The organism is Actinomyces sp. Marseille-QA0893, from assembly GCF_976954355.1.
In genome coordinates this window covers 232564-248637 of sequence record NZ_CDRJSY010000001.1, presented here as the reverse complement: position 1 = coordinate 248637, position 16074 = coordinate 232564, and the positions used below count along the sequence as shown (strand labels likewise).

The window sequence follows — 16074 nt, the reverse complement described above, 5'->3', positions numbered from 1 at the left end:
CCCCACGGCCGCAAACAGCGCCGAGTCCTTAGACGTAACGCGTTGGAATAGCGGGTTCGCCTTCGGACAGACGCCATGCCTGGTAAGGCAATTCATTGCGCGAGCGCAAGTGACGAGCCTGTGCCTGAGCCAGAGCCTCAGAACTCCAGCCCTCCTCCAAGATCTCACCGTCAACAATGAGCGGAACCTGCAAGGCGCGCGCGCCGTTTTCTTCAAAGAAGGCTGCAGCTTCTTCAGCGCTTCCCGTCACCAAAACTTCCTCGCTGGCATATCCGTCTTCGTCGTAAAGACGACCGGCATACTTCTTACCAGCAACGGTGTTCTTCGAAGCAGACTTCTTCGCAACACCAACCATTGTGCCCTCGCGGTTTTCACGAGAGACGAGCTTGTAGACCAAAGCAGCGGTCGGAACGCCCGATCCCGTGATCAGTCGCGTACCCACGCCGTAGGAATCGACGGGCGCAGCGCCCAGAGCCGCAATAGCGTACTCATCCAAATCGGAAGTCACGGTGATCTTCGTCGAAGTTGCACCGAGTGCATCCAGTTGGCCTCGAACGGTGAAAGCCTGGGCAACCAAGTCACCACTGTCCAAACGCACTGCGCCGAGCTCTCCGCCTGCTGCGCGCGCGGCCTCGACAGCGGTCTTCACACCCTCGGTGACGTTGTAAGTATCGACCAAGAGAGTCGTCGAGGGACCAAGAGAAGCGATTTGTGCATCAAAGGCCTGGCGTTCGCTGTCGTGAAGCAGCGTGAACGCATGTGCTGCAGTACCAATCGCGGGGATTCCATAACGCTTAGCGGACTCGAGATCCGAGGTTCCCGCGAAACCTCCGATGACGGCGGCGCGTGCCGCTGAGATCGCCGCGCGCTCGTGGCCTCGGCGTGCCCCCATATCGAGGCAGGGACGCCCGTGAGCGGCGATCGTCATACGCGAGGCCGCAGAAGCAACCGCACAATCGTAGTTGTAGATCGACAGGAGGAGGGTCTCGAGGAGGGTACACTCTGCGAAAGTGCCCTCGACGGTGAGTAAGGGGGAGCCTGGGAAATAGCACTCGCCTTCCGCGTAGCCCGAAATCGTGCCCTTAAAGCGGAAATCGGAAAGATATTCCAGCGCGGTGTCTGAGACGATTTTCTTCTCAGCCAGCCACTGGATCTGTTCGGGGGAGAACTCGAAGCGCGCCATGGCCTCGAGAACGCGACCGGTCCCCGCGACGACGCCGTAGCGGCGGGTGGTGGGAAGGCGGCGCCCGAATAATTCAAAGACGCAATGTCGGTTGGCAGTTCCCGACTTCATCGCGGCATCGAGCATGGTGAATTCGTACATATCCGTCAGAAGCGACGTTTCAAATGATGCGGGCATACCTTAAATCTAATCGCCTTCGTGGAAATATGTGCAAGAAATGCCAAAAATGCAGACAGGAGGGCATTTCATGCGTAGGCTTAAGGTATGTCGGGCGTTCCTGTGACGGCGAAAAATCCCAATGTCGGGACCGTAAAAGCGTCGGTGCCGAGGTGGAACCTCATTGTCTGGGATGACCCGATTAACTCATTGGACTACATCGCCGAAGTCCTTCACCGGCACTTCGGCTACCCGCGTCCTACGTGCGAAGCACTGACTTTGCAAGTGCACAGTGATGGAAAGGCCATCATCGCCACTGGGCTACGTGAACGCGTCGAAGCAGACCTACAAACACTTCACGACTACGGAGTGCAATCAACATTGGAGCGTGTCACGTGATCGGCCCCTTTACCGTCTCACGACGGGGAATCAGCGCACCGATTGGAAGGGACTACAACCTTCTGATCCAGCAGCTGATTCACGAAATACTCGTGGTCTTAGACGACCCGGGGGATTTCCCTATGTTCTTATCCGCTGCGACCGGACTCGAAAGCGAGCGTGCAGCGGCTATCGATCCTGCCCTCGACTTCCTTCTTCCCCCCATGAGCGCAGATCCTCAGGAGGCTGCGCGGCTGCGCGCACTGACCGAAGACACCCTGCGTTCACAAAAATCTGCGCGCCTGCGCACCGTGTGTAACCAACTCAACGAAGTGCTGGTCGACGGGACGAACTACCTTGTTCTCGATGAAGAATCGACGTGGAACTGGCTGGGTGCTCTCACCGACATGCGCCTTGCTTTGGCCGGAGAACTCGGGATTCACGACGATTCGGACCTGATCCGGATTGAGACAATTGCTCAGGAAAAACCTGAGGGAACACGCGAGCAAAGTGCAGCAGCCATTTATCTTTTGGTGACATGGTGGCAAGAGTCACTGCTCAAATCAGTGCATCTCCAGGGTGAAGCGAGTTAGTTTCATTGTATGGATAACGCGCCGATTGGTATTTTCGACTCTGGCCTGGGTGGGCTGACGGTTGCGCGTGCCATCATCGATCAACTTCCAGATGAAGACATCGTCTACCTGGGGGATACGGCTCACGCTCCCTACGGTCCGCGTCCGATCGCTGAAGTTCGCCAATTGACGCTGTGGGGCCTCGATCGCCTCGTCGAGGCCGGGGCGAAGGCTCTGGTTATTGCCTGCAATACTGCGACCGCTGCTGCGCTTTCTGATGCCCGCGAACGCTACTGGGTAGGCCAGCGCATTCCCGTCATCGAAGTTGTGACCCCCGCCGCGCGCGCTGCTGTCGTTGCAACACACAATCGCAAAATCGGCGTCATTGGAACTCAAGCAACTATCCAGTCGGAAGCCTATGTCAACGCTCTTGCTGCAGTTCCGGGTCTTCGAGTCTTCCAGCAGGCCTGCCCGCTTTTCGTCCAGTACGTCGAGGCCGGACAAACAGCAGGTCCCGAATTGGAAGGAATCGCCCGCGAATATCTTGCTCCCCTGAAAGAAGAAGGCGTCGATACCCTGATTCTGGGATGCACCCACTACCCGCTTCTTACCGGAGTGATCGGTCGAGTCATGGGGGACACCGTCCGTCTGGTAACCTCCTCGGCCACAACGGCGAATGTTACCTACAACGAGTTGGTTGATCGCGATTTGCTCCATGCGCCGCGCCGCGGTGCAGGCGATGAACCGCAGCACCAGTTCCTCACTACCGATGCTTCGTCGCGCTTCCCGATCCTTGCTCGCCGTTTCCTTGGCCCTGAGGTTCAAAGCGTGAGTGAAGTCCCATCCCTCCCGCTAGAAGGAGATGCTCAGTGAGGCTTCGTATCATCGGCTGCACGGGTTCAATGTCTGGACCTGATTCACCTGCATCCTGCTACCTGCTTCAAGCTCACGGTCCCGATGAAAGAACTGGGAGGGAGCGAACCTGGAACCTTGTCTTGGACATGGGGCCAGGATCTTTCGGTGAGTTGTGGCGTTACATTGAGCCAGCAGATCTTGATGCGGTGATTTTCTCGCACTGTCACGCGGACCACATGGGAGATGTGATTTCTCTGCACGTCTACCGGCGCTGGGGACCTGGTGCTTATCGTGATCCCATGGTTCTTGCAGGGCCGGCATGCTTACCGGACCGTGTTCGCCAGATCGACGGTGCTGACGAAGATGAAACCTATTCGACAGAGTTTATTTTCAAGGAACTCGAAGACGCAAAGAGTTGGTCTTTTGGTCCCTTCACCGTGAGTGCAGCGCAGGCATGGCACTCTGTACCAGCCTTCGGTGTTCGCATCAGCGGCCCTTCTGGTTTTTCAAAAGACGATACCTCTGGATCGCGCAGCGCTTTCTTCTACACCGGCGATACTGATCTGTGTGACAGCATCGTTGAAGGCGCTCGCGGGGTAGATCTTCTTCTCAGTGAAGCAGGTTTTACTGAGGAAGACACCGTCGAGGGCATTCACATGGATGGCACCCGTGCAGGTACCCTTGCCGCGCGTGCCGAAGTTGGCCGTGTCATTCTTACGCATATCCAACCGTGGAATAATCCCGAGGGCGCGCGATTCCAAGCGAAGCAGGTCTACAGCGGGAACGTGGAGCTTGCGACGACCGGTATGTCTGTCGATTTCTAGAACGCGTAGGTACACCGATTCCGGGAAAAAGAAACGCGTAGCCGGAATCTCATCATCCGACTACGCGTTTTCCTGTGCGTTGCTTAGTTGCCTGCTAGAACCTCAATAATCCGCGGCGCAAGCGCACGGAAAGCAATCCCGCGGTGACTAATCGCGTTCTTTTCTTCTGCGCTGAGCTGTGCAGCAGTGCGATCCATACCCGAGGGAACAAAAATTGGATCGTAGCCAAATCCCTGCTCGCCTTGAGGAGCAGTCGTCAGGTGTCCCTCGACGCGTCCGAGCTCGACGAACTCGCGGCCATCGGGCAGAACTAGTGCCGCTGCGGAAACGAATGCGGCGCCTCGTAAATGGAGCGGAACGTCGCTGAGCTGAGCAAGAAGCAACTCAAGGTTCGCACGGTCATTTCCATGAGCTCCACTCCATCGGGCAGAGAAGATCCCCGGCGCACCGCCCATGATGTCCACGCACAGGCCGGAATCATCGGCGAGCGCAGCGATTCCGGTTGCTGCGCACAAAGACCGAGCCTTGATCAGGGAATTCTCCTCGAAGGAAGCGCCATCTTCAACGGGCTCGGCAACATCGAAATCGCTCATCCGGCCAATGCGGCCGGCCCCCTCGGGGAGAAGGGGAGCAATAATCGCCTCGAGCTCTGCGACCTTGTGTGCATTTCCGGTTGCAAAAACCAGGCGAGGCGCATTTGCGCTGTGTACGGAGCTCACAGCGCGGCCTCGGAAGAAACGGTAACTCCCGGCTGCGCTGCCAACGCGCGTGCCTGGAGGTCGCGAATCTGGGCGTTACCCGCAGTTGCCAAGTCGAGGAGCTCACCAAGCTCGGTGCGGGAGAAGAGCGCGTGTTCAGCGGTTCCCTGAACCTCAACGAAAGAACCCGAACCAGTCTGGACAACGTTCATATCCGTCTGCGCGCGCACATCTTCAACGTAGGGAAGATCGAGCATGGGAGTGCCATCGATAATGCCAACGGAAATTGCGCTTACCGAATCGGAGAGAACCTTCTCAGGAGAAGAAGCGGCGACGATCCCCTTCGAAATACCCCAAGAAATGGCCTCGTAAAGCGCAACATAGGCGCCCGAAATGGAAGCGGTGCGGGTACCACCATCGGCTCGCAAAACATCGCAGTCAAGGACCAGAGTGTTCTCTCCGAGCGCCTTGATATCAACGATCGCGCGAAGTGAACGACCGATAAGACGCGAAATCTCGTGGGTGCGGCCGCCGATCTTACCCTTGACGGATTCACGCTGAGAGCGCTCGGAAGTGGCGCGCGGGAGCATTGAATACTCCGCGGTCACCCAGCCTTCTCCACTGTCGCGCTTCCATCGCGGCACGCCCTCGGTTAGCGAGGCAACGCACAAAACGCGCGTATTTCCGCATTCAATCAGTGCCGATCCTTCGCCGGTTCCTGCCCAGGAACGAGTGATAGACATCGGGCGAAGCTGAGAGGGGGTGCGCCCATCGGCGCGAAGCTGAGAAGTAGTCATGGCTCCAGCCTAACGCTCATTTGCGTTGTGGTTGAAGCGAAGGACGGCTACGGTTACAGCATGCCCCTTTTCGACACGATCAATGGTCTTCCCTTTGCCGACGAACAACTGTTTTTCCCGCGTGAACTTGGCGCGTGGGCCCGACGCTTGAGCGCGCCCGGAGGCTATAGCGCGCTGCGCGATGAACTCGACGAACATGCACAAGAGCTTCGCATCCTCGCGATGACGACTGAAGGTAAGGTCGCGGTGCTCCCTGTGAACAAAGGGCTTTACGAAGCGTGGAATATGGGGGCAGTAGTTGAAGACTGTGATCGCGTGTTCTTTGCCGGAGTAGATTCGCGCGAGGTTGTGCGTTTTGTCGCGATCGTATCCGAAGAAAGCCTTGCCTCCCTGCGCGATAAGTGGGATGTGCCGCTGGAGGAACTTTCCTGGCTTTCCTTGCGTCACGAGGCCGCGCAATTGGAAAGCGCAGATTGCACCAGTGCGGGACGGGCGCTTGCATTGCTGCACTGGCAAGAAGAAACCCGGTATTGCTCGCGCTGCGGCGGGCAGATGTGCAGTGAAAATGGGGGAGAAATCCAACGCTGCGTGCAGTGTGATCGCTTGGAATACCCGCGCCAAGATCCTGCGGTGATCGTTTTGATTACCGATGAAGAAGACCGGATTCTTCTTGGGCACAACCGCTCGTGGACACCCGCATTCATGTCGCTCATCGCCGGATTCGTGGAAGCAGGAGAAACCCCCGAACACGCTGTCGTTCGCGAAGCAAAAGAAGAAGCAAACCTCGACGTCGAAGACGTCCGCTATTTCGCAACTCAACCCTGGCCATTCCCGCGCTCGGTCATGATGGGCTTCACCGCCTCGGTGAAAGGCACCCCAACTCCTCAACCCGATATGGACGAAGTCGATGCCATGCGTTGGGTGACTCGCGATGAACTGATGGCCCTTGTCGAATCGGGAGAACTTGAGATCCCCACTCACACCGCGATTGCGCGAAAGATGATCGACATGTGGCTCCATCACCTTGGATGTGCTTCGTGAACACCCGCGACGAATCCACAGCCGAGAAACTTCTGGAGGCTCTCGACCCGGATCAACGCGCGGTCGCCCAGTATGCGGCCGGCCCCATGGCCGTACTCGCGGGAGCCGGGACGGGAAAGACTCGCGCAATTACCTATCGCATTGCCTACGGGGTTGCGCGCGGAATTTATGATCCCGCCAATGTCTTGGCCGTAACCTTTACTAAACGTGCGGCCGTTGAAATGCGCGAGCGTTTGGCAGCGCTAGGTGTTCCCGGCGTCCAAGCACGCACTTTTCACTCGGCGGCACTGCGCCAATTGCAGTTCTTTTGGCCAAGTGCCATTGGCGGGTCGATGCCCCCGCTGATCGAGCACAAGGCCTCATTGATTTCGTCGGCAGCGGCGCGCTTGGGGATCCGTGCGGATAAGGCGCTGGTTCGCGATCTTGCGGCGGAAGTTGAGTGGGCGAAAGTCTCCATGCTTGACGCCGATGCTTATGCCGATGCCGTTCGCACGAATACTCGCACCACGCCGGGAGATTTGAGTGTGGACGACGTTCTCTCTGTCATGGAGGCCTATCAGATCGCTAAGGAGGAGCGAGGCGTCCTTGATTTTGAGGACGTTCTGGTCCTCACCGCGGGAATTCTGCAAGATTACCCGGCAATCGCCAAGCGGATCCGCGATCAGTATCGCTATTTCGTCGTCGATGAATACCAGGACGTGTCGGCCTTGCAGCAGCACTTGCTCAACTTGTGGTTGGGTGGGCGCCACGATATTTGCGTCGTCGGAGATGTTGCGCAAACAATTTATTCTTTCGCAGGTGCTTCTCCGCGTTACCTCCAAGATTTCGCCGATGCGCACAAAGGCGCGCGAGTCGTCGAACTTGTGCGCGACTATCGCTCAACCCCGCAGATTGTCAGTGCTGCCAATGCTTTGATGAAGGGAGAGCATTCTTCGGTGCTCAAGGGAGCAGTGAAGCTGGTCTCTCAGAGAGAAGACGGCGTTCCCGTTAGCTATCGCAGTTTTGACGATGACGCGGAAGAAGCACGAGGTATCGCGGAAGAGATTCGCCAACTGCACGAGGCTGGTGCTGCGTATTCTTCGATCGCAATCTTGTACCGCACCAATGGGCAGTCTGAGTCCTTTGAAGCACAGCTTGCCGAGGCTGGGATTCCTTTCATTGTCCACTCCGGAATGCGCTTCTTCGAACGTGAGGAAGTGCGGCGCGCAATGTACCTGCTCAAGAAACAAGCGACCATGTTGCGCAATGAAGGCAAGGAAGAGAGCGACCTTGTCCAATTGGTCGAAGACCTAGTGGGAATTGCCGGGTGGAGTGCGAAGGCCCCCAGCGGGCAAGGAGCCCTTCGAGAACGCTGGGATAATCTCAACGCAATCGTTGAGATGGCGCGCCAGAGAAAGGACGCGTCTTTCATAGCTTTCGTTGCCGATCTTGCCGAGAGAGAGGTCTCACAGGCCGCACCTGCGACCCAAGGTGTGACTCTCTCAACGCTTCATGCCGCCAAAGGGCTGGAATGGGACAAGGTCTTTGTCGCGGGAGTAAGCGAGGGACTGATCCCGATTTCCTTAGCACAAGGAGAAGACGCGATCGAAGAAGAAAAGCGCTTGCTCTATGTGGGAATGACGCGCGCTCGCGATCGCCTCTGTGTCTCATACTCGCGTTCTCGTCATGGCGGCAATGGTAAACGCAAGGCTTCGCGTTTCTTGAAGGATCTGTGGCCTCGGGACGATAAGAGCCGCACCCGGATGGGCCGAGGAGGCGCGCTTGAAGGAGGCCGCTCCAAGAAGAACGCAGCGCGAGCGGCCCGTGCGGATTTTGAAGAAAACAATTCCCCGGAAGTCATTGAGCTCTTTGAGCGCTTGCGCGCATGGAGAAAAGCCGAGGCCGAGGCGCGTTTGATCCCCGCGTTTGCGGTCCTCACCGATAAAACCCTGCGCGATGTTGCAATCGCCCAGCCAAAAACCCTTGTTCAGCTCCGCGTCATCAAAGGAATCGGCGAAGTCAAGATCGACTACTTCGGACCCCAAATTCTGGCGATTATTCGAGGCGAAGAGGTCACAGTCGATACCGATCCTGCTTAAGAAGCCAGGGGATAGCGAAGATTGTGGCTCAGGAGGTCAAACTCGGTACGCGGCAGTGAAGCGAGGCAATGCAAGCCTGCGGGGGAGGGAACTTCACAGATGGGTTCCGACACGCGGGATGCGTGCTTCGACGCTGCGCAGTGACAGCCACATTCAGGGTTGATACTGAGTTCGTGCCACGAAACATCACCTGAAGCCGAGATTCGGAGAAAACGATTCGTGCAGGTGGAGTGTTCACAGCCAAAGCGCGCAAAATCGTAGATCATCAAAGAAAGCCATGAAGCCGCCATATGTGTGAGCCAGGCAAGTGGTGCCTCGAGGCGCCACAGAGCAATGCCTCGTCCTTTGGAAGGGCTACGTTCTTCCGAGGATGAATCGATGCAGCGAGCACAGCAGGTGAGTCCTGGAATGACAAGAGGGCCAATATCCCACCAGCTCTCACTCTGACAGCTCAAGATGTGGGGAATGTCTTCGAGCATGAAAGAATCGCTTTGCTCAAGGTTATGGGCACCTTGAGAAGACACAATTGCCAGATCGACGGGCGAATACGAATTGCAATAACGCAGATCAGGGTAACGCTGCTCAAGATGAGCACGCATTGCTTGAGAACGGCGCGGAAACGGGTGCTCATCTGGGAATAAGCGCGCTAATTCTGCACTGAGCCGCCGAGAATCGACCAAGCGCATTCTGGTGCTTGGCAGGGTCTGAACGATGAGGTCGACCGCGGCGACCGTGACGGGGTCAATCCCGTTAATTTCAAGGCTGAGAGAGTTCGTCATTGTTCCTCCGCACTGTCATGGATAAATTCCATTGTGTACGCAAGGACACTTCGTGCGGGCACTTCGGCGCAATCTGTGGAAAACGCCGAAGGCCCGCGCACCCTGTGGACGAACTCGATACTTGCCTGTCAGTATCAGGAAAGATCGCTGTCGGATCCGCTTGGCGGTTCCTCTGAGGAATCATCCCCCGAATCTGTTGGACGAGCGGCCTCGTCTGGCTGCCCAATCTGGTACCCAGCCTTACGGAGGGTATCGGCCTCGGGATCCATTGAGGGATCAAGGCCCTCGGCCCATCCCATCGAACCGTCCAAGAGAGACTCCAATGCCTGGTCCATATCGGCGCTGGCCTCAGCTTCGGCATGGCGAAGAGCGACGAAGGTTTCCGGGGAATCAAGCTCATTACTATTGGGGATCAGATCCGGGTGCGCCCACAAATCCTCACGCGCATGGGTTCCGCCGTCTTCAAACACTAACTGGAAGAGCTTTGCGGCATCTCGTGCACGCCGCGGACGCATTTTCAACCCGATGAGACTACCGAGAATCTTCTCAACTGGACCGCCCAGTGCGCGCCGGCGACGCATGAGTTCGCGAAGCTGTTCAAGGTGAGGCAAGTAGGGGAGGGCTGCCTGAGCAGTGACGACATCAACCCAGCCTTCGATGAGGGCAAGGAGGTTCTCTACTCGCTCCATTGCAGCGATCTGCTCGGGAGTGGGGGCAGCTGCGAAGATTTGCTCGTTGAGAGTGTCTTCGGTGAATTCACCGTTTTCCGGGTCGAAATGTGCTGCGGCCTCGGCGACTGCCTGTGAATCGATCGCAATGTGCTGGGCATAGCGCTCAACCGCGCGGGTCAGATCCCCAGAAAGCCACGGGACTCCGGAGAAGAGGCGGCGGTGTGCACACTCACGCAGGGCAATGAATTGAAGAACCTCTTCGAAGGGGATGTCCAGTTCATCGGCGAAATCCTCAACATTGCGCGCGACCAGAGCAGTTGTCGAACCATTGGTCAAAGGAATACCAACATCGGTGGATCCCATGGCGCTCTGCGCAATTTTGCCAAGGGCGACACCGATCTGGCTTGCGAAAAGGAAAGAAGACATCTTCGGCAAAATGCTGCGCGTTGAGTTGAGCAAACTGGCGATATCAGGCATGTCTTCTGACGTTGAGGGATCAAGCTCGGGCAGGTGCTGTTCTTGCTCGTTGAGCACGTCCTCGAAGGCCTTGGCGACATTAGCCGCAACCGGCTCGCAGATCTTCTTCCATACCTCAGCGGTTCCGTCGATCCACTCGGCGCGAGTCCAGACCTGACGGTTGACGGGGCCGGGAGAAAACTCGACGGTGGCATCCAACCACAGATCTGCAACAGTCATTGCCTCACGGGCACGCTGTGCCTGAGCGGCAGTCACGGCAGTTTCTCGTGAATCCCATGCCTTCGACTGAGCGAGCTGAAGGGCGCTCTTCCAATCCACCGGTCCAACCGAAGGACCATTCATCATGATGGAGAACTGAGTCAGTGCCTGCCGCATGACCTCAGGATCGGGGAATTGGCTGTTGAGACTTTCCGGGTCAATCCCACGAGCGCGCATGGATTCCATTGCCGCTCGGGCTGCCTGCTCGCCGAGCAGGTTACGGAGAAACTCTTCCATGTTCGATTCGTTGTCGCTCATGTGTTGAGCCTAGCTGTGAGCTGGGCCGCGTTCTAGCTCAATGCCTCGTTTTGAACGAACTTAGCTCACAGCGCAATCGTCTTCACATACCTGCACATACTTCCGCCTCACGAATGCTTCCATACTGAGGGACAATGACAGGTATGAATGAACTCCACGACAATCCCAAAGTGAGCGAAGAAGACGCGCAGTCCAATGCTCGAAACCTGCGCTGGCTACGTAGACTAACGGTCACGGTTGTCGTCATGAGCATTCTTGGCGTTGCCGCGGCGGTTGTCCCGCTGCCCTATGTTGCGCGCCTCCCCGGGCCGACGGTGAATATTTTGGGGGCCGCGGCGACGAAAGATGGTACTGAGGAGCTTCTCTCCATCACAGGCACCAACCCCCTGACAGGTGAAGAAATCAAAAACCCAGATCCCTCGACCAACGCTGACAGCGGTCAATTGCGGATGGTGACCGTCTCTGAGATGGGAGGGCCCGGACGCAGACTCAACGTCTATGGCTGGATTCAAGCGGAATTGACCCCGGCCTCGGAACTGGTTCCCTATTCGAAGGTCTACCCCGATAACGTGACCCGCGAGCAGGTTGATAACGCCAACAAAGCCCAGATGACGGGATCGCAGTCGACGGCGAAAGTCGCAGCCTTGATGGAGCTTGGCTGGAAAGTCCCCGCAACGGTGAAGATTACGGGCACAGTTGAGGGCTCTGATGCACAGGGGAAACTGCGCGAGGGCGATGTTCTCCAATCGATTGAAACCCCCGATGGGGTCCTTCACGCAATCGAAACCCCGGCTGATCCCTTTGCGATTATGCGTAAGGTCGCTCCCGGCTCGACACTCAAAGTCACGGTGAAAAATGGCGAGGATCAACGGACAGAAACGGTCGTTTCCGCTGCCTCTGCCGGAGACACAGAAGGCTCAAAGCTTGGGATCTACCTGGACGCACAGGTAAATCTTCCCGTTGATATTCATTTCTCCTTGGAGAACATCGGCGGTCCCTCCGCAGGAATGATGTTCTCGCTGGGCATCATTGACCGCCTCAGCGAAGGAGACATGACGGGCGGGAAGTCGATCGCCGGAACCGGGACCATGTCCTATGACGGAAAAGTTGGTGCAATCGGTGGAATTGCACAGAAAATGCAGGGGGCAAAACGCGACGGGGCCAGCTGGTTCCTTGCCCCTGAAAGCAATTGCGATCAGGTCATTGGGCACGTCCCGGAGGGGTTGCGGGTCGTGCGCGTGTCGACCCTTCATGAAGCTCACGAGGCGGTAGATGCGATTGCCGCGGATCGTGGGGATTCCCTTCCGACCTGCGAAGCCAAGTAAACCAGAGAACGCTAGGGGCAGGTGCGCCTCGGCAATTCCTTAGGAAAGTGAAGCCAAGAGCGCGTCCGTTAGCCCGGGGACCAATTGAGAACCCTGACCGACCTTGTCGTCGCTGTCGAAAGTACGCGCGCGCAGAGCACTCCACGTCTCACCGCTGCGCAGGGCTCCCGCTGCAATGCGAACATCGGTAGCCTTCGGATGATTCGAAATGAAGGCAAGAGCTTCATCGGGGTCTTCCGGAGCCTGTGCTTCCACCTCGGGGGGAACAATGACGCGTTCGAGGCTCAGCGCTGCACCGACGACTGAAGGCGGCCATGCAAGGTGGGCGAGCATGTCTTCGAGGTCTTCCCCTTGGAAGTCTTCTTGGATGATGGCACTCAAATGCGTATCAGTGCCATCCCATTCTTGGCGCAGTGCGTCTTTGAGTTCTTCAGGAAGATCCGGCTGATCGAGAAGAGTTGCTGTGCGTACCAAAGCATAAAGGGAAGGCGCATGATCCCAGCCAACCAGTGAAGCCGCTTTTTCAATGTCGAGGACGACATGAGCGAGTGCGAGCTGGTCAGCAGTTGGGGTGAGTTCATTCATGCGCTCATTTTCCCACAGGCACTTGGCACACGCAGATGCATGCGCGGCTGGCTAGAATACACATATCGTGATCATTCTTTAGAGAGGAAGCTTTGTGAGCGATTCTCCCTTCTCCGCCGGCAATCACCCTATCCAATTGCCCAAAATTGAGTTCCGCCGACCCAAGATCGGCCCCGGAGCCATCACCGTTGGGGTATTGGTGCTCGTAGGGCTCTTTGTCTACGCTGCCTCATCGTTCTGGACTGAAATTCTCTGGTTCCAGCAGATGCATTCGACTCGGATCATTTTGACCCGGTGGGGAGCTATCGCTGCGCTGGCACTCATCGGTGCAGTGATTTCAGTAGCTCTCTTGCGTACGATGATCGGTCTGGCTCATCGCCATCGCGTGCCATCGGGCAGGGGAGAAGCAGGCGCGAATCTTCGCCAATACCAAGAAGCAATTGAGCCCCACAAGAAGGGGCTTGCGTGGCTGGTTGCTCTACTGATCGGTATCCCCGTTGGAATCAGGCTCGCCGAAGGATGGCAGACTGTCCTCACCTGGCTCAATGCGACGCCCTTCGGGAAGACCGACCCAATTTTCGGGTGGGACGTTTCATTCTTCGTCTTTACTCTTCCTTTCCTTGAGCTGGTCGTCTCTTTCCTGATGCGCCTTGTCCTTCTCTCGCTGGCGGTCTCGGTCGCCGTGTCCTACCTCTACGGAGGACTGCAGCTCACTCCGCGCCCGCACGCTCGGAAGAAGGTGCGACGCCACCTGGGGATCCTCGCAGCCGTGGCCTCGGTAATCATCGGTGCATACTACTGGATCGGCCGCTACTCGCTGCTCACTCAAAGTGGGGACAACATTGACGGCGCAATGTATGCAGACGTCAACGCCACCCTTCCCGCGCACTCGATCCTCGCGGTGATTTCGCTCGCGGTTGCACTTCTCTTCCTTATTGCTGCTTTCCGAGGCACCTGGCGCCTTCCCACGATCGGCGTCGTTGTCACCGTGGTTGCCGCATTGGTCATCGGTGGCGCCTACCCCGCGTTGATTGAACAGTTCAGGGTCCGCCCGAACGCGCGTTCTCTAAACGCTCCTTACATTCAGAACAATATTGACGCGACCTTGAGTGCCTATGGTCTGGATGATTTGGACTACACGACCTATGACGCAACGACCAGTGCTCAACCCGGTCAGTTGCGTGAAGACTCGGAATCGACCTCGCAGATTCGACTGCTCGACCCGCAGGTGATCCGCAAGACTGTTCAGCAGCTTCAGCAGTCCCGTCCCTACTACTCCTTTGATTCCGGGTTCTTCGTCGACCGTTACACCATCAATGGTGAGCGTCGTGACACCGTCATCTCGATGCGTGAACTCAACCTTGCTGGCCTTTCACAAGAACAGCAGACCTGGGTCAACCGGCACACCGTTTACACCCACGGTTTCGGTGTTGTGGCGGCCTACGGTAACACCATTACCTCTGATGGCCTTCCCGCCTACTGGGAGCAGTCCATCCCCTCGACGGGTGAAATGGGATCCTACGAGCCTCGAGTCTACTTCTCTCAGTCGGCGCCTGATTACTCGATCGTTGGCGGTCCAGAGGGCACCGCGCCCCAAGAACTTGACTACCCCGATGACAACGCTCCCGGCGGTCAGGTCTCCACAACCTTCACCGGCAATGGTGGTCCTTCGGTTGGGAATGTGTGGAATAAGCTCCTGTACTCGATCAAGTTCGGGTCAACGGATATCTTCTTCTCCTCTCAAACGAATGAAGAGTCCCAGATCCTGTATGACCGTGATCCCTTGCTGCGAGTCGCAAAGGTCGCGCCTTACCTGACTTTGGAACAGAAGGCTTACCCGGCGGTTGTCGATACCGATGGAGATCCTTCGACTCCGAAACGTCTGGTATGGGTTGTTGATGCCTACACAACCACGGATTCCTACCCCTATGCCCAGCATCAATCGCTGTCCTCCAGCACAGTCGATTCGCGTTCACAGTCGGTGGGAGAGTACATCCAAGGAAACTCCATCAACTACATGCGTAACTCGGTGAAGGCCATCGTCGACGCCTATGACGGATCAGTGCGTTTGTTCCAGTGGGACGATAACGATCCGATTCTCAATACCTGGACGAAGATCTACCCCGGAACTGTGGAACCCAAGGCAAATATCTCTGCCGACCTGATGGGGCACCTGCGCTACCCGGAGGACATGTTCAAGGTTCAGCGTGACCTTCTCACGTCCTACCACGTGCGTGATGCCGCTGATTTCTACACCGGTGGTGACCGCTGGCGACTTGCAGAAGAAACTTCGACTGCTGCAACAGCCAATGGCTCGATTCAGACCATGACTTCCTCGCAGCTGCAAGCGATCCGAGTGCAGCCGCCCTACTATCTGACCATGCAGATGCCTGGGCAGGACTCCGCAGAGTTCTCCCTCACCTCTGTGTTCGTCCCCGGTGGCGAGTCCAAGCGCGAGGCCATGGCGGGCTTCCTCGCAGTCGATTCGGAAACGGGAAGCCAAGCTGGGCAAGTTCGCGAGGGATACGGCAAGCTGCGATTGATCGCACTGCCTTCCTCGACGACGGTTCCTGGCCCCGGACAGATCCAAAATGCCTACGACACGAACCAGACAATTGCCTCGCAATTGAACGTGTTGAACCTGTCGGATTCAACGGTCATTAGGGGTAACCTCTTGACCCTGCCCGTGGGTGGAGGCCTTCTCTACGTCCAGCCCGTGTACATTCAAGGATCGGGCGGCGCGAACTATCCGGTGCTGCGTTTCGTCTTGACGGCTTTTGGTAATCGCGTTGGATTCGCCCCGACTTTGCAAGAGTCGCTGGATCAAACCTTCGGTGGGGATTCAGCTGCAAAGGTGACGGGTAAGGACACCTCCGGCAAGGATAAGAACCAAAATACCGATACGAATTCTGAGCCCTCACAGCAGCTCGCCTCTGCTCTGCAGGACGCTAATCAGGCCATCCAAGATGGCCAAAATGCCCTGAAGAACAATGACTGGGCAGCTTATGGTGAATCGCAAAAACGCTTGAACGATTCCCTTACCAAGGCTATTGAGGCTCAAAAGGCCCTGGAAGCACAAAAGGGTTCCGGTTCCTGATGTGCTGAAACATGATTGATGTCGTTGGGGGGGCGGGAGGAT

14 protein-coding genes are annotated in these 16074 nt (G+C 57.0%); 8 read left to right on the top strand and 6 right to left on the bottom strand.

Annotated features, from left to right (window positions below; all coding sequences use genetic code 11):
- Window positions 1-28: 28 nt before the first annotated feature.
- Entirely contained in the window at window positions 29-1360 is a 1332-nt protein-coding gene (locus ACWNMW_RS01135; protein WP_449489762.1) for a nicotinate phosphoribosyltransferase, read from the bottom strand.
- An 87-nt stretch (window positions 1361-1447) separates the two neighbouring features.
- On the opposite strand from ACWNMW_RS01135, the gene ACWNMW_RS01130 reads away from it, so the two are divergent.
- The 4 genes from ACWNMW_RS01130 to ACWNMW_RS01115 are packed head-to-tail and all read left to right on the top strand — an operon-like array spanning window position 1448 to window position 3968.
- A complete protein-coding gene (locus tag ACWNMW_RS01130; protein ID WP_034502732.1) occupies window positions 1448-1738 on the top strand; it encodes an ATP-dependent Clp protease adaptor ClpS in 291 nt (96 codons plus the stop codon).
- A complete protein-coding gene (locus ACWNMW_RS01125) occupies window positions 1735-2310 on the top strand; it encodes a DUF2017 family protein (RefSeq protein ID WP_295893324.1) in 576 nt (191 codons plus the stop codon). The genes ACWNMW_RS01130 and ACWNMW_RS01125 overlap by 4 nt, the downstream gene beginning before the upstream one ends.
- 9 nt (window positions 2311-2319) lie before the next feature.
- Window positions 2320-3162 carry a glutamate racemase gene (gene murI, locus ACWNMW_RS01120; RefSeq protein ID WP_449489761.1) on the top strand — a complete coding sequence of 281 codons (843 nt, stop codon included), beginning with the start codon at window positions 2320-2322 and terminating at the stop codon, window positions 3160-3162.
- Window positions 3159-3968 carry an MBL fold metallo-hydrolase gene (locus tag ACWNMW_RS01115; RefSeq protein WP_449489760.1) on the top strand — a complete coding sequence of 270 codons (810 nt, stop codon included), beginning with the start codon at window positions 3159-3161 and terminating at the stop codon, window positions 3966-3968. The genes murI and ACWNMW_RS01115 overlap by 4 nt, the downstream gene beginning before the upstream one ends.
- 83 nt (window positions 3969-4051) lie before the next feature.
- Here the strand turns inward: ACWNMW_RS01115 and rdgB are convergent, their stop codons facing one another.
- Both rdgB and rph read right to left on the bottom strand, forming a co-directional pair.
- Window positions 4052-4687 carry an RdgB/HAM1 family non-canonical purine NTP pyrophosphatase gene (gene rdgB, locus ACWNMW_RS01110; RefSeq protein WP_449489759.1) on the bottom strand — a complete coding sequence of 212 codons (636 nt, stop codon included), beginning with the start codon at window positions 4685-4687 and terminating at the stop codon, window positions 4052-4054.
- Window positions 4684-5463, bottom strand: coding sequence for a ribonuclease PH (gene rph / locus ACWNMW_RS01105; protein ID WP_295894914.1), 780 nt, complete (start codon window positions 5461-5463; stop codon window positions 4684-4686). The genes rdgB and rph overlap by 4 nt, the downstream gene beginning before the upstream one ends.
- Before the next feature lie 60 nt (window positions 5464-5523).
- On the opposite strand from rph, the gene nudC reads away from it, so the two are divergent.
- Together nudC and ACWNMW_RS01095 are read left to right on the top strand one after the other, a co-directional pair.
- Window positions 5524-6504, top strand: coding sequence for an NAD(+) diphosphatase (gene nudC, locus ACWNMW_RS01100; protein WP_449489758.1), 981 nt, complete (start codon window positions 5524-5526; stop codon window positions 6502-6504).
- Window positions 6501-8582 (top strand): ATP-dependent helicase, encoded by a 2082-nt coding sequence (locus ACWNMW_RS01095; RefSeq protein WP_449489757.1) that lies wholly within the window; start codon window positions 6501-6503, stop codon window positions 8580-8582. The genes nudC and ACWNMW_RS01095 overlap by 4 nt, the downstream gene beginning before the upstream one ends.
- On the opposite strand, the gene ACWNMW_RS01090 is transcribed toward ACWNMW_RS01095, so the two are convergent.
- Together ACWNMW_RS01090 and ACWNMW_RS01085 are read right to left on the bottom strand one after the other, a co-directional pair.
- On the bottom strand, window positions 8579-9361 hold the full coding sequence (locus ACWNMW_RS01090) for a hypothetical protein (RefSeq protein ID WP_449489756.1): 783 nt from the start codon (window positions 9359-9361) through the stop codon (window positions 8579-8581). The two genes, ACWNMW_RS01095 and ACWNMW_RS01090, sit on opposite strands and share 4 nt — an antisense overlap.
- A 134-nt stretch (window positions 9362-9495) precedes the next feature.
- Window positions 9496-11025 carry a zinc-dependent metalloprotease gene (locus ACWNMW_RS01085; protein WP_295894926.1) on the bottom strand — a complete coding sequence of 510 codons (1530 nt, stop codon included), beginning with the start codon at window positions 11023-11025 and terminating at the stop codon, window positions 9496-9498.
- A gap of 143 nt (window positions 11026-11168) precedes the next feature.
- On the opposite strand from ACWNMW_RS01085, the gene ACWNMW_RS01080 reads away from it, so the two are divergent.
- Complete coding sequence (locus ACWNMW_RS01080; RefSeq protein ID WP_449489755.1) at window positions 11169-12350, top strand: YlbL family protein; 1182 nt, start codon at window positions 11169-11171, stop codon at window positions 12348-12350.
- Window positions 12351-12389: 39 nt separating this feature from the next.
- Here ACWNMW_RS01080 and ACWNMW_RS01075 read toward each other — a convergent pair whose 3' ends face one another.
- Window positions 12390-12935: a PPA1309 family protein gene (locus ACWNMW_RS01075; RefSeq protein ID WP_299058939.1), complete on the bottom strand. Its 546-nt coding sequence runs from the start codon at window positions 12933-12935 to the stop codon at window positions 12390-12392.
- 94 nt (window positions 12936-13029) lie between these two features.
- Between ACWNMW_RS01075 and ACWNMW_RS01070 the strand changes: the two genes are divergently transcribed.
- A complete protein-coding gene (locus ACWNMW_RS01070) occupies window positions 13030-16032 on the top strand; it encodes a UPF0182 family membrane protein (RefSeq protein ID WP_449489754.1) in 3003 nt (1000 codons plus the stop codon).
- Window positions 16033-16074 lie beyond the last annotated feature (42 nt).